Origin of the sequence: Enterobacter sp. BNK-16 (genome assembly GCF_048684955.1) — a bacterium.
Lineage (GTDB): Bacteria > Pseudomonadota > Gammaproteobacteria > Enterobacterales > Enterobacteriaceae > Enterobacter > Enterobacter bugandensis.
The window spans coordinates 1-13,588 of record NZ_JBLQTQ010000001.1; the positions used below are offsets into that span (position 1 = coordinate 1).

At 53.6% G+C, this 13,588-nt stretch carries 8 protein-coding genes, 1 tRNA gene, 3 rRNA genes and 1 other annotated feature; of the genes, 4 read left to right on the plus strand and 8 right to left on the minus strand.

What is annotated here, in order from left to right:
- Positions 1 to 5: 5 nt before the first annotated feature.
- The 7 genes from rrf to rluD all read right to left on the minus strand — a co-directional run bounded on the left by rrf (position 6) and on the right by rluD (position 9,812).
- Positions 6 to 121: ribosomal RNA gene (gene rrf, locus ACMGGH_RS00005) — 5S ribosomal RNA — on the minus strand.
- A gap of 66 nt (positions 122 to 187) precedes the next feature.
- Positions 188 to 3,090: ribosomal RNA gene (locus ACMGGH_RS00010) — 23S ribosomal RNA — on the minus strand.
- Between the two features lie 183 nt (positions 3,091 to 3,273).
- Positions 3,274 to 3,349, minus strand: a tRNA-Glu gene (locus tag ACMGGH_RS00015).
- Positions 3,350 to 3,434: 85 nt separating this feature from the next.
- Positions 3,435 to 4,974: ribosomal RNA gene (locus ACMGGH_RS00020) — 16S ribosomal RNA — on the minus strand.
- Together the 16S, 23S and 5S rRNA genes with 1 tRNA gene alongside form the textbook arrangement of a ribosomal RNA operon.
- Positions 4,975 to 5,400: 426 nt before the next feature.
- Positions 5,401 to 7,974: an ATP-dependent chaperone ClpB gene (gene clpB / locus ACMGGH_RS00025; RefSeq protein ID WP_041908644.1), complete on the minus strand. Its 2,574-nt coding sequence runs from the start codon at positions 7,972 to 7,974 to the stop codon at positions 5,401 to 5,403.
- Between the two features lie 129 nt (positions 7,975 to 8,103).
- Positions 8,104 to 8,835, minus strand: coding sequence for a purine nucleoside phosphorylase YfiH (gene yfiH / locus ACMGGH_RS00030; RefSeq protein WP_041908642.1), 732 nt, complete (start codon positions 8,833 to 8,835; stop codon positions 8,104 to 8,106).
- Complete coding sequence (gene rluD, locus ACMGGH_RS00035) at positions 8,832 to 9,812, minus strand: 23S rRNA pseudouridine(1911/1915/1917) synthase RluD (protein WP_028014116.1); 981 nt, start codon at positions 9,810 to 9,812, stop codon at positions 8,832 to 8,834. The genes yfiH and rluD overlap by 4 nt, the downstream gene beginning before the upstream one ends.
- A gap of 131 nt (positions 9,813 to 9,943) precedes the next feature.
- On the opposite strand from rluD, the gene bamD reads away from it, so the two are divergent.
- The 4 genes from bamD (at position 9,944) to pheA (ending at position 12,711) form a co-directional block, all read left to right on the plus strand.
- A complete protein-coding gene (gene bamD / locus ACMGGH_RS00040; protein WP_023308867.1) occupies positions 9,944 to 10,681 on the plus strand; it encodes an outer membrane protein assembly factor BamD in 738 nt (245 codons plus the stop codon).
- 268 nt (positions 10,682 to 10,949) lie between these two features.
- Positions 10,950 to 11,291, plus strand: a complete 342-nt coding sequence (raiA, locus tag ACMGGH_RS00045) for a ribosome-associated translation inhibitor RaiA (protein ID WP_003863162.1) — start codon at positions 10,950 to 10,952, stop codon at positions 11,289 to 11,291.
- Positions 11,292 to 11,394: 103 nt separating this feature from the next.
- Positions 11,395 to 11,520 (plus strand) — a sequence feature (Phe leader region).
- The gene (gene pheL / locus ACMGGH_RS00050) at positions 11,396 to 11,443 is read left to right on the plus strand and encodes a pheA operon leader peptide PheL (RefSeq protein WP_100249759.1); all 48 of its coding nucleotides are present in this window, start codon (positions 11,396 to 11,398) and stop codon (positions 11,441 to 11,443) included. It overlaps the preceding feature by 48 nt.
- A gap of 30 nt (positions 11,521 to 11,550) precedes the next feature.
- Positions 11,551 to 12,711, plus strand: a complete 1,161-nt coding sequence (gene pheA, locus ACMGGH_RS00055) for a bifunctional chorismate mutase/prephenate dehydratase (protein WP_028014117.1) — start codon at positions 11,551 to 11,553, stop codon at positions 12,709 to 12,711.
- On the opposite strand, the gene ACMGGH_RS00060 is transcribed toward pheA, so the two are convergent.
- Positions 12,708 to 13,580, minus strand: a complete 873-nt coding sequence (locus ACMGGH_RS00060; protein WP_069732809.1) for an SMP-30/gluconolactonase/LRE family protein — start codon at positions 13,578 to 13,580, stop codon at positions 12,708 to 12,710. The genes pheA and ACMGGH_RS00060 overlap by 4 nt on opposite strands.
- Positions 13,581 to 13,588 lie beyond the last annotated feature (8 nt).

A 13,588-nucleotide genomic window follows, 5' to 3' on the forward strand; every position in this document is an offset into this window, starting at 1 on the left:
TTGATGCCTGGCAGTTCCCTACTCTCACATGGGGAGACCCCACACTACCATCGGCGCTACGGCGTTTCACTTCTGAGTTCGGCATGGGGTCAGGTGGGACCACCGCGCTAAAGCCGCCAGGCAAATTCTGTTATCTGTATCAGGCTGAAAATCGTCTCTCTCACCGCCAAAACAGCTTCGGCGTTGTAAGGTTAAGCCTCACGGTTCATTAGTACCGGTTAGCTCAACGCATCGCTGCGCTTACACACCCGGCCTATCAACGTCGTCGTCTTCAACGTTCCTTCAGGAGACTTAAAGTCTCAGGGAGAACTCATCTCGGGGCAAGTTTCGTGCTTAGATGCTTTCAGCACTTATCTCTTCCGCATTTAGCTACCGGGCAGTGCCATTGGCATGACAACCCGAACACCAGTGATGCGTCCACTCCGGTCCTCTCGTACTAGGAGCAGCCCCCCTCAATTCTCCAGCGCCCACGGCAGATAGGGACCGAACTGTCTCACGACGTTCTAAACCCAGCTCGCGTACCACTTTAAATGGCGAACAGCCATACCCTTGGGACCTACTTCAGCCCCAGGATGTGATGAGCCGACATCGAGGTGCCAAACACCGCCGTCGATATGAACTCTTGGGCGGTATCAGCCTGTTATCCCCGGAGTACCTTTTATCCGTTGAGCGATGGCCCTTCCATTCAGAACCACCGGATCACTATGACCTGCTTTCGCACCTGCTCGAGCCGTCACTCTCGCAGTCAAGCTAGCTTATGCCATTGCACTAACCTCCTGATGTCCGACCAGGATTAGCTAACCTTCGTGCTCCTCCGTTACTCTTTGGGAGGAGACCGCCCCAGTCAAACTACCCACCAGACACTGTCCGCAACCCGGATTACGGGTCCACGTTAGAACACCAGCCATTAAAGGGTGGTATTTCAAGGACGGCTCCACGCAGACTGGCGTCCACGCTTCAAAGCCTCCCACCTATCCTACACATCAAGGACCAGTGTTCAGTGTCAAGCTATAGTAAAGGTTCACGGGGTCTTTCCGTCTTGCCGCGGGTACACTGCATCTTCACAGCGAGTTCAATTTCACTGAGTCTCGGGTGGAGACAGCCTGGCCATCATTACGCCATTCGTGCAGGTCGGAACTTACCCGACAAGGAATTTCGCTACCTTAGGACCGTTATAGTTACGGCCGCCGTTTACCGGGGCTTCGATCAAGAGCTTCGCGTTGCCGCTAACCCCATCAATTAACCTTCCGGCACCGGGCAGGCGTCACACCGTATACGTCCACTTTCGTGTTTGCACAGTGCTGTGTTTTTAATAAACAGTTGCAGCCAGCTGGTATCTTCGACTGATTTCAGCTCCGCCCGCAGGGGCTTCACCTACATATCAGCGTGCCTTCTCCCGAAGTTACGGCACCATTTTGCCTAGTTCCTTCACCCGAGTTCTCTCAAGCGCCTTGGTATTCTCTACCTGACCACCTGTGTCGGTTTGGGGTACGATTTCGTGTTACCTGATGCTTAGAGGCTTTTCCTGGAAGCAGGGCATTTATCACTTCAGCACCGTAGTGCCTCGTCATCACGCCTCAGTGTTAAAGTGAACCGGATTTGCCTGGAACACACACCTACACGCTTAAACCGGGACAACCGTCGCCCGGCTGACATAGCCTTCTCCGTCCCCCCTTCGCAGTAACACCAAGTACAGGAATATTAACCTGTTTCCCATCGACTACGCCTTTCGGCCTCGCCTTAGGGGTCGACTCACCCTGCCCCGATTAACGTTGGACAGGAACCCTTGGTCTTCCGGCGAGCGGGCTTTTCACCCGCTTTATCGTTACTTATGTCAGCATTCGCACTTCTGATACCTCCAGCATGCCTCACAGCACACCTTCAACGGCTTACAGAACGCTCCCCTACCCAACAACACATAGTGTCGCTGCCGCAGCTTCGGTGCATGGTTTAGCCCCGTTACATCTTCCGCGCAGGCCGACTCGACCAGTGAGCTATTACGCTTTCTTTAAATGATGGCTGCTTCTAAGCCAACATCCTGGCTGTCTGTGCCTTCCCACATCGTTTCCCACTTAACCATGACTTTGGGACCTTAGCTGGCGGTCTGGGTTGTTTCCCTCTTCACGACGGACGTTAGCACCCGCCGTGTGTCTCCCGTGATAACATTCTTCGGTATTCGTAGTTTGCATCGGGTTGGTAAGCCGGGATGGCCCCCTAGCCGAAACAGTGCTCTACCCCCGAAGATGAATTCACGAGGCGCTACCTAAATAGCTTTCGGGGAGAACCAGCTATCTCCCGGTTTGATTGGCCTTTCACCCCCAGCCACAGGTCATCCGCTAATTTTTCAACATTAGTCGGTTCGGTCCTCCAGTTAGTGTTACCCAACCTTCAACCTGCCCATGGCTAGATCACCGGGTTTCGGGTCTATACCCTGCAACTTAACGCCCAGTTAAGACTCGGTTTCCCTGCGGCTCCCCTATACGGTTAACCTTGCTACAGAATATAAGTCGCTGACCCATTATACAAAAGGTACGCAGTCACACCCGAAGGTGCTCCCACTGCTTGTACGTACACGGTTTCAGGTTCTTTTTCACTCCCCTCGCCGGGGTTCTTTTCGCCTTTCCCTCACGGTACTGGTTCACTATCGGTCAGTCAGGAGTATTTAGCCTTGGAGGATGGTCCCCCCATATTCAGACAGGATACCACGTGTCCCGCCCTACTCTTCGAGTTCACAACCTGTGCATTTTCGTGTACGGGACTGTCACCCTGTACCGTGCGACTTTCCAGACGCTTCCACTAACACACAAGCTGATTCAGACTCCGGGCTGCTCCCCGTTCGCTCGCCGCTACTGGGGGAATCTCGGTTGATTTCTTTTCCTCGGGGTACTTAGATGTTTCAGTTCCCCCGGTTCGCCTCGTTAACCTATATATTCAGTTAACGATAGTGTGACGGATCACACTGGGTTTCCCCATTCGGACATCGACGGGTCAAAGGTTCATATCACCTCGCCGTCGCTTTTCGCAGATTAGCACGTCCTTCATCGCCTCTGACTGCCAGGGCATCCACCGTGTACGCTTAGTCGCTTAACCTCACAACCCGAAGATGTTTCACTTCTGATTGCGAAAATTTGAGAGACTCGAACACACCATTAAAGATGTGTCGTTTCAATTTTCAGCTTGATCCAGATTTTTAAAGAGCAAATATCTCAAACGTGACTCGCAAGTCAGTTTTGAGATATGACGGCAGGTGACTTTCACTCACGAACCAGCAAGTGGCGTCCCCTAGGGGATTCGAACCCCTGTTACCGCCGTGAAAGGGCGGTGTCCTGGGCCTCTAGACGAAGGGGACACTGAAGTCTCAATCGCAAGACGCCTTGCTGCTTACTTTTCATCAGACAATCTGTGTGAGCACTGCAAAGGCAGGTTCTTTAAGGTAAGGAGGTGATCCAACCGCAGGTTCCCCTACGGTTACCTTGTTACGACTTCACCCCAGTCATGAATCACAAAGTGGTAAGCGCCCTCCCGAAGGTTAAGCTACCTACTTCTTTTGCAACCCACTCCCATGGTGTGACGGGCGGTGTGTACAAGGCCCGGGAACGTATTCACCGTGGCATTCTGATCCACGATTACTAGCGATTCCGACTTCATGGAGTCGAGTTGCAGACTCCAATCCGGACTACGACGCACTTTATGAGGTCCGCTTGCTCTCGCGAGGTCGCTTCTCTTTGTATGCGCCATTGTAGCACGTGTGTAGCCCTACTCGTAAGGGCCATGATGACTTGACGTCATCCCCACCTTCCTCCAGTTTATCACTGGCAGTCTCCTTTGAGTTCCCGGCCGGACCGCTGGCAACAAAGGATAAGGGTTGCGCTCGTTGCGGGACTTAACCCAACATTTCACAACACGAGCTGACGACAGCCATGCAGCACCTGTCTCAGAGTTCCCGAAGGCACCAAAGCATCTCTGCTAAGTTCTCTGGATGTCAAGAGTAGGTAAGGTTCTTCGCGTTGCATCGAATTAAACCACATGCTCCACCGCTTGTGCGGGCCCCCGTCAATTCATTTGAGTTTTAACCTTGCGGCCGTACTCCCCAGGCGGTCGACTTAACGCGTTAGCTCCGGAAGCCACGCCTCAAGGGCACAACCTCCAAGTCGACATCGTTTACGGCGTGGACTACCAGGGTATCTAATCCTGTTTGCTCCCCACGCTTTCGCACCTGAGCGTCAGTCTTTGTCCAGGGGGCCGCCTTCGCCACCGGTATTCCTCCAGATCTCTACGCATTTCACCGCTACACCTGGAATTCTACCCCCCTCTACAAGACTCTAGCCTGCCAGTTTCGAATGCAGTTCCCAGGTTGAGCCCGGGGATTTCACATCCGACTTGACAGACCGCCTGCGTGCGCTTTACGCCCAGTAATTCCGATTAACGCTTGCACCCTCCGTATTACCGCGGCTGCTGGCACGGAGTTAGCCGGTGCTTCTTCTGCGGGTAACGTCAATTGCTGAGGTTATTAACCTCAACACCTTCCTCCCCGCTGAAAGTACTTTACAACCCGAAGGCCTTCTTCATACACGCGGCATGGCTGCATCAGGCTTGCGCCCATTGTGCAATATTCCCCACTGCTGCCTCCCGTAGGAGTCTGGACCGTGTCTCAGTTCCAGTGTGGCTGGTCATCCTCTCAGACCAGCTAGGGATCGTCGCCTAGGTGAGCCGTTACCCCACCTACTAGCTAATCCCATCTGGGCACATCTGATGGCAAGAGGCCCGAAGGTCCCCCTCTTTGGTCTTGCGACGTTATGCGGTATTAGCTACCGTTTCCAGTAGTTATCCCCCTCCATCAGGCAGTTTCCCAGACATTACTCACCCGTCCGCCACTCGTCACCCGAGAGCAAGCTCTCTGTGCTACCGTTCGACTTGCATGTGTTAGGCCTGCCGCCAGCGTTCAATCTGAGCCATGATCAAACTCTTCAATTTAAGTTTGATGCTCGTGAATTAAACTTCGTAATGAATTACGTATGTTCACTCAGAGACTTGGTATTCATTTATTGTCCGAAGACATTAAGAATCCATGTCACTTTGAGTGCCCACACAGATTGTCTGATAAATTGTTAAAGAGCAGTGCCGCTTCGTTTTCGCTGCGGCGCGGGGTGTGCATATTACGCTTTCCCGCTTCAGAGTCAAGCGTTTGTTTCGCTTTTCTCTGCTGACCCGGCGGCGTGTGTGCCGTTGTTCCGTGTCAGTGGAGGCGCATTATAGGGAGTAATTCCGAAGCTGCAAGGATAAAGTGAAAATTATTTACTGACTGCTCACTTTCCAGGCAAAACGCATCCCAGACCTCAATTTTCGCCTGGTTTTTAAACAAAAACGAGCCGCAAGCGGCTCGTTTTTGCGTTTTGTGACTTACTGCACTGCCACAATACGATCGTCGTTGGCTTCCAGACGGATAACTTTGCCCGGAATCAGTTCTCCGGAGAGGATCTGCTGCGCCAGCGGGTTTTCGATCTGCTGCTGAATAGCACGTTTCAGTGGACGCGCACCATAAACCGGATCGTAACCATTCTCGCTCAGCAGCTTCAGCGCATCGTCGGAGATGTGAATTTCATATCCACGCTCTTCCAGACGTTTGTACAGACGCTGCAGCTGGATCTGCGCAATCGACGCAATGTGTTTCTCACCCAGAGGATGGAATACCACCACTTCGTCAATACGGTTAATGAACTCCGGACGGAAGTTATGGCTCACCACACCGAGCACCAGATCCTTCATATGGCTGTAGTCCAGCTCACCGAAACGTTCCTGAATCAAATCGGAACCCAGGTTCGAGGTCATGATGACGACCGTATTACGGAAATCGACCGTTCTCCCCTGCCCGTCTGTCAGACGACCATCATCCAGCACCTGAAGCAGGATGTTGAACACATCCGGATGCGCTTTTTCCACCTCATCCAGCAGGATGACGGAATAAGGACGCCGGCGCACCGCTTCGGTCAGGTAGCCGCCCTCTTCATAACCAACATATCCCGGAGGCGCACCGACCAGACGCGAGACGGAGTGTTTCTCCATGAACTCGGACATGTCGATACGCACCATCGCATCGTCGCTGTCGAACATAAAGTTTGCCAGCGCTTTACACAGTTCGGTTTTACCGACACCGGTCGGCCCCAGGAACAGGAACGAACCGATCGGGCGATTTGGATCGGAAAGCCCAGCACGGCTACGGCGAATAGCGTTGGAGACCGCTTCAACCGCCTCGTCCTGACCAATCACCCGCTGATGCAGATCCTGCTCCATACGCAGCAGCTTATCGCGTTCGCTTTCCATCATGCGCGCCACCGGAATACCGGTCCAGCGAGCGAGCACTTCGGCAATTTCGGCATCCGTCACTTTATTACGTAACAGACGCATGGTTTTGCCTTCAGACTGCGTGGCGATCTCAAGCTGTTTCTCCAGCTCAGGGATTTTGCCGTACTGCAGTTCAGACATACGTGCCAGGTCACCCACACGGCGAGCCTGCTCAATGGCAATTTTGGCCTGTTCGAGTTCCGCTTTAATGGTCTGCGTGCCAGAGAGGGAGGCCTTCTCGGCTTTCCACTCTTCTTCCAGCTCAGAATATTGGCGCTCTTTATCGTCCAGCTCTTCATTGAGCATATCCAGGCGTTTCTTACTGGCTTCATCAGACTCTTTTTTCAGCGCCTGCTGTTCCAGCTTGAGCTGAATGATGCGGCGGTCGAGTCGGTCCAGTTCTTCCGGCTTCGAGTCAATCTGCATACGAATGCTCGACGCCGCTTCATCGATCAGGTCGATTGCTTTATCAGGCAACTGACGATCGGCGATATACCGATGCGAAAGCGTCGCCGCCGCAACGATGGCCGGGTCAGTAATTTGCACATGGTGGTGCAGTTCATAACGCTCTTTCAGACCACGCAGGATCGCGATGGTATCTTCAACGCTTGGCTCAGCAACAAACACTTTCTGGAAGCGACGTTCCAGAGCGGCATCTTTCTCAATGTACTGACGATACTCATCAAGTGTAGTGGCACCGACACAGTGAAGTTCACCACGCGCCAGCGCAGGTTTCAGCATGTTCCCGGCATCCATCGCGCCGTCGGCCTTACCAGCCCCCACCATGGTGTGCAGTTCGTCGATAAACAGAATGACGTTGCCTTCCTGTTTCGCCAGGTCGTTAAGCACGCCTTTCAAACGCTCTTCAAACTCACCGCGGTATTTCGCACCGGCCACCAGCGCGCCCATATCCAGCGCCAGTACGCGGCGGCCTTTCAACCCTTCCGGCACTTCACCGTTTACGATACGCTGCGCAAGCCCTTCAACGATGGCGGTTTTACCGACCCCCGGCTCACCAATCAGTACCGGGTTGTTTTTGGTACGACGCTGCAGTACCTGAATCGTACGGCGGATCTCTTCGTCACGGCCGATAACCGGGTCAAGTTTGCCCTGCTCGGCACGTTCGGTCAGATCGACCGTAAATTTCTTCAAAGCCTGACGTTGGTCTTCGGCTCCCTGATCGTTCACGCTTTCACCTCCGCGCATTTTCTCAATCGCCTGAGTCACATTGGCGGTGGTCGCACCGGCAGATTTCAGTAGGTCGGTCAAGGTACCGCGTGATTCAAGCGCTGCCAGAACAAACAGCTCCGACGAAATAAAGTTGTCCCCACGTTTTTGCGCCAGCTTGTCGCAAAGGTTCAGCACGCGCACCAGATCCTGCGACGGTTGAACGTCGCCGCCGGTACCTTCTACCTGCGGTAAACGGCTCAGCGCCTGATCGATAGCGGTGCGTAACTGGCCAGCATTAATGCCAGCAGACGTTAATAAAGGACGTACCGATCCCCCTTCCTGATTCAGCAAGGCGCTCATTAAATGAAGAGGTTCGATGAATTGGTTGTCGTGCCCCAGTGCAAGGGACTGGGCATCGGCGAGAGCAAGCTGGAATTTATTAGTAAGACGATCCAGACGCATAACTCCTCCCATAACAGGTCAAATTTGCTACTGGAGATTAAATGAGGTCATCCCTCAATTATTCAAGGTTAATGACCTGAATTATGTGAAAAGAAAACGGCACGTGCCGGATCGTCTTGATTCTTTAGGTTATATCAGCCAAATGAAACTTGCCATACGACCCGTCGTCTTGTCGCGGCGATAGGAGAAGAAATCACCCTTTTCGGTGAACGTACAGCGATCGCCGCCGAAGATCTGCGTTACGCCAATATTATTCAGACGCTGGCGGGCAAGCTGGTAAATATCCGCCAGATATTTTTCCCCGGCAGGCAGGAAGGCCTCAATGGCTTGCGGATCTTTTTCCATGAATGCTTCGCGAACCTCCGGCCCCACTTCAAAAGCACGAGGGCCAATCGCCGGACCTAGCCAGGCCATGATATTGGCGGGATCATCATTGAAGCAGGCGACGGTCTCTTCCAGCACGCCCTCGCATAAGCCACGCCAGCCCGCGTGCGCTGCTGCTACCTCCGTACCGGCACGGTTACAAAACAGAACCGGCAGACAATCGGCGGTCATTACGGCACAAACCGTGCCCGGCGTATTACTGTAAGAAGCATCGGCGCGTTTGGAAGCGTAAGGTTCTCCCGTCAGCTTCAGTACCGCTTTGCCGTGAACCTGCTCCAGCCAAACCGGCTTCGACGGCAGATTTCCCGCAGCAAACAGACGCGTGCGGTTCTCTTCAACGTGTTCCAGGCTATCGCCGCAGTGTGCGCCGAGGTTTAAAGACTCCCACGCGCCCTGGCTCACGCCGCCAATACGGGTCGAACTACAGGCAGCCACGCCTGCAGGCAGCGGCCACTCCGGGACAATCAGTTTGGTCATAACCAGTCCACTTGATCCTTATGTTCTTCGAAATCGGCACGCATGGCATCAATGAGTTCCACCATATCCTGCGGGATAGGCGCATGCCATTCCATCTGGATACCACTGATCGGGTGATAAAGACGCAGCATGGTCGCGTGCAGCGCCTGACGATCGAATTTACGCAATACGCTGATGAACTCATCCGACGCGCCTTTTGGCGGACGCGGACGACCGCCGTACACCTGATCTCCCACCAGCGGATGGGTAATGTGCGCCATGTGAACGCGGATCTGGTGAGTACGACCGGTTTCCAGGCGCAGGCGCAGGCGGGTATGAATACGGAAGTGCTCCATAATGCGATAGTGCGTCACCGCCGGTTTACCCATCGGATGCACCGACATATGGGTACGTTTCGTCGGGTGACGGCTGATCGGCTCTTCTACCGTGCCGCCAGCGGTCATGTGTCCAATCGCCACCGCTTCATATTCGCGAGTAATCTCACGCAGCTGCAGCGACTCCACCAGACGGGTTTGAGCGGGAACGGTCTTCGCCACCACCATCAGACCGGTGGTGTCTTTATCCAGACGGTGAACGATGCCTGCACGTGGGACATCCGCAATCGGCGGATAATAATGAAGAAGTGCGTTAAGTACCGTACCGTCTGGATTCCCTGCGCCCGGATGAACAACAAGGTCGCGCGGCTTGTTGATCACCAGAATGTCATCATCTTCATAGACGATGTCCAGTGGGATATCCTGCGGCTCGAAGCGGATTTCCTCTTCGATTTCAGCATTGATGGCAACAGCTTCCCCACCAAACACTTTCTCTTTTGGTTTGTCCCAGATCTTGCCGTTTACCAGCACGCGCTGGTCAAGGATCCATTCTTTTATGCGTGAACGCGAATAATCAGGGAACAATTCGGCCAAAGCCTGATCTAAGCGTTGACCGAGCTGATTTTCGGAGACTGTTGCGGTGAGTTCTACTCGTTGTGCCATAAACTGCTTCTTTGTTTAACGTTGGGTTTTACGGCTTTGCCGTTTAATATAGTGTGCTATTGTAGCTGGTCTTAATCGGGAGCAGGAACAGAGTTTCTCCCGGACAAACATTTGAGGAAAGTCAAAACGTCATGACGCGCATGAAATATCTGGTGGCAGCGGCCACGTTGAGCCTGGCTTTGGTGGGCTGCTCCGGTTCGAATGAACAGGTCCCTGACAATCCGCCGAATGAAATCTATGCGACTGCACAACAAAAGTTGCAGGACGGTAACTGGAAACAGGCGATAACGCAACTGGAAGCGTTGGATAATCGCTATCCATTTGGTCCGTATTCGCAGCAGGTACAGTTAGATCTTATCTACGCCTACTACAAAAATGCCGATCTGCCGCTGGCTCAGGCAACTATCGATCGTTTCATGCGTCTGAACCCGACTCATCCTAACATCGACTACGTCATGTACATGCGCGGCCTGACCAACATGGCGCTGGACGACAGCGCCCTGCAGGGCTTCTTCGGCGTAGATCGCTCCGACCGTGACCCGCAGCATGCGCGCGACGCCTTCAATGACTTCTCCAAGCTGGTGCGCGGCTATCCGAACAGTCAGTACGTGACCGACGCGACCAAACGTCTGGTGTTCCTGAAAGATCGTCTGGCGAAATATGAGTACTCCGTTGCGGAATACTATACCCGCCGTGGCGCATGGGTTGCCGTGGTTAACCGCGTAGAAGGTATGCTGCGTGATTACCCGGATACTCAGGCAACGCGCGACGGCCTGAAGCTGATGGAAAATGCTTACCGTCAGATGCAGATGACCGCTCAGGCTGAAAAAGTGGCGAAAATCATCGCCGCGAACAGCAGCAACACCTGATATCGCTTCAATGCAAAACGGCAGCCCGAAGGCTGCCGTTTTTTTATTCAATTCAGACATCCGCTGAAGCGCTTTAGCCTCAACACATCCCGTCAACTATGACCGCAATTCGTACCTTCCACAAGGTAAATCTCATCTCTTCCTGCCCTGCCTCACAAAAAAGATTCCCTGACAAAAACCGACAAAATAACGTGATCTAAATCACACATTTTGACATTAGGTCGGGTATGCTGGAATCACCAAGACGGAAAGACAAGAGGTAAAATTTATGACAATGAACATTACCAGTAAACAAATGGAAATTACTCCGGCAATTCGCCAGCACGTCGCAGACCGTCTCGCCAAACTGGATAAATGGCAAACACATTTGATTAATCCACATATCATCCTGTCCAAGGAGCCCCAGGGTTTCATCGCTGACGCAACTATCAATACTCCAAACGGCCATCTGGTCGCCAGCGCAAAACATGAGGATATGTACACCGCAATCAACGATTTGATCAACAAGCTGGAACGGCAGCTCAATAAAGTGCAACACAAAGGTGAAGCCCGTCGCGCCGCAACGTCGGTGAAAGACGCCAGCTTCGCGGAAGAAGTTGAAGAAGAGTAATCCTTTAAATTGAGTGTACCGCCAACGCGCCTTCGGGCGCGTTTTTTATTGACAGGGTGAAAACAGTACGGGTACTTTAACGGTATCAATCACAGGATGACTTTATGAAACTTACGCCGTTCTTCTTCGCATTCTTTTTTACCTTCCCCTGAACGGGAGGCGTTTCGTCGTGTGATAAAGAATGCGAAGACGAACAACAAGGCCTCCCACACCGGGGGGCCTTTTTTATTGATAACGATAAAATGAGACAGGCAACACTATGACACCGGAAAACCCGTTACTGGATCTGCGAGTAAAAATCAGCGCGCTGGATGAAAAATTACTGGCGCTGCTGGCCGAACGTCGCGCCCTCGCCGTTGAAGTGGGCAAAGCTAAGCTGGACTCCCATCGTCCGGTCCGTGACATCGACCGCGAGCGGGATCTGCTGGAACGTCTCATCCAGCTCGGCAAAGCGCATCACCTCGATGCCCACTACATCACCCGGCTGTTCCAGCTCATCATCGAAGATTCCGTTCTGACCCAGCAAGCGCTACTCCAGCAGCATCTCAATAAAACCAACCCGCACTCGGCGCGCATCGCCTTCCTCGGGCCTAAAGGCTCCTACTCTCATCTGGCCGCACGCCAGTATGCCGCACGTCATTTTGAAGAGTTTATTGAGAGCGGCTGCGCAAAATTCGCCGATATTTTTAACCAGGTTGAGACCGGCCAGGCGGATTACGCCGTCGTGCCGATTGAAAACACCAGTTCCGGTGCCATCAACGACGTCTACGATTTACTGCAGCACACCAGCCTGTCGCTGGTCGGCGAGCTGACGATCCCTATCGATCACTGCGTGCTGGTCTCCGGTTCAACGGACCTGAACACGATCGAAACGGTCTACAGCCATCCGCAGCCTTTCCAGCAGTGTAGCCAGTTCCTGAACCGCTATCCGAACTGGAAAATTGAGTACACCGAAAGCACCTCGGCGGCAATGGAAAAAGTAGCGCAAGCCAACTCCCCAACCGTTGCTGCGCTCGGCAGCGAAGCGGGCGGCGCGCTGTATGGCTTACAGGTTCTGGAACGCAATCTTGCTAACCAGACGCAAAACATCACCCGCTTCGTGGTGCTGGCCCGCAAGGCAATCAACGTGTCAGACCAGGTGCCGGCGAAAACCACGCTGCTGATGGCGACCGGCCAGCAGGCGGGCGCGCTGGTAGAAGCCCTGCTGGTGCTGCGCAACCACAATTTGATCATGACCAGGCTGGAATCACGCCCAATCCACGGTAATCCTTGGGAAGAGATGTTTTACCTCGATATCCAGGCCAACCTGGAATCTGCATCCATGCAGAAAGCCCTGCGCGAACTGGGTGAAATTACCCGTTCAATGAAAGTGCTGGGCTGCTATCCGAGCGAAAACGTCGTCCCGGTCGATCCAAGCTAGCATTCGATAAAACGGCTTTTCTTCATCCCTGCCACATTAACCGGCAGGGTGAAGACGGCTCCGGAAAGCGGATACTTCGCCACCTCCTCCGCATCCATATTTTCCCGCGTGGTGGTAATGAACAGCGTTTTCATATCATCGCCGCCAAAGCAGACCATCGTCGGGCAACGCACCGGCATGCGGTATTCTTCCAGTTGCTCCCCTTGTGGAGAAAAACGCGCGATACGCCAGCCGTCAAACAGCGCGCTCCAGTAGCAGCCTTCCACATCCATCGCCGCACCGTCCGGTATCCCTTCTCCCGCGTTAAACTGACGAAATACCTCACGCCTGCCGGGTTCGCCCTGCTCGTTAAGCGGCGTGCGGTAAATTACGCCGTTTGGCGTGTCTGAGGTAAACATCCACTGTTTATCCGGGGTAAACGCTAAGCCGTTGTGCCCGTGAATATCGCACTGGATCACTTTCGGCGTCAGGTCGTTGTCGATGCGCATCAGCAGGGCACCGTTGTAATCTCCCGGCCCCCAGAACGTGCCCGCATAGAACCGGCCCTTATGGTCGGTACCCCCATCATTAAAACGTGCGAGCTGCGGGTTTGAGGGGTTATCGCACACCTTGCGCTGCAGGAGCCCATGCTTATCGGCAAGCCAGATGCCGTTGCGCATAGCGACGATAAAACCGCCTCGCTCACGCAGGGCAAAGCAGCCCACCTCTTCATGGAAGGAAAGCACGGTATGTTCCGCCGTCGGCAGGTGATAGCGGTGGATCTCCCCTTCCAGAATATCAGCCCAGTAAAGCGCATTTTCTTCTGCGCTCCACGTCGGGCATTCGGGCAGATGCCCGGTGTAGTTCAACAGCAGCTGCGGTTCAGCCATGACAGTTC